The following is a 476-nucleotide window of genomic DNA, read 5'->3' on the forward strand; positions in this document are numbered from 1 at the left end:
TTCAAAACTTATAGCAAAAGCATAGGACTAGAATCCTGCAACAATGAAGATCATTTTTGTATTTGTTCTCCTTGCTATTGTTGCATGCAGTGCCTCTGCGCAGTTTGATGCTTTTAGTCAAAGTTATAGGCAATATCAGCTACAGCCGCATCTCCTGCTACAGCAACAGGTGCTTAGCCCATGCAATGAGTTCGTAAGGCAACAATACGGCGTAGTGGCAACCCCCTTCTGGCAATCAGCTACGTTTCAACTGAGAAACAACCAAGTCATGCAGCAGCAGTGCTGCCAACAGCTCAGGCTGATAGCGCAGCAATCTCAATACCAGGCCATTAGTAGTGTTCAGGCGGTTGTGCAGCAACTACACCTGCAACAGTTCGGTGGTGTCTACTTTGATCAGACTCAAGCTCAAGCCCAAGCTCTGCTAGCCTTAAACTTGCCATCCATATGTGGTATCTACCCTAGCTACTATAGTGCTC

1 protein-coding gene is annotated in these 476 nt (G+C 46.4%); it reads left to right on the forward strand.

Annotated elements, in window-relative coordinates; all coding sequences use genetic code 11:
• Nucleotides 1-43: 43 nt before the first annotated feature.
• The coding region (locus H8K33_RS19650; RefSeq protein WP_186892766.1) for a hypothetical protein at nucleotides 44-476 on the forward strand (433 nt) is incomplete at its 3' end.

Source organism: Affinundibacterium amnicola (assembly GCF_014284275.1).
Lineage (GTDB): Bacteria > Pseudomonadota > Gammaproteobacteria > Burkholderiales > Burkholderiaceae_D > Undibacterium > Undibacterium amnicola.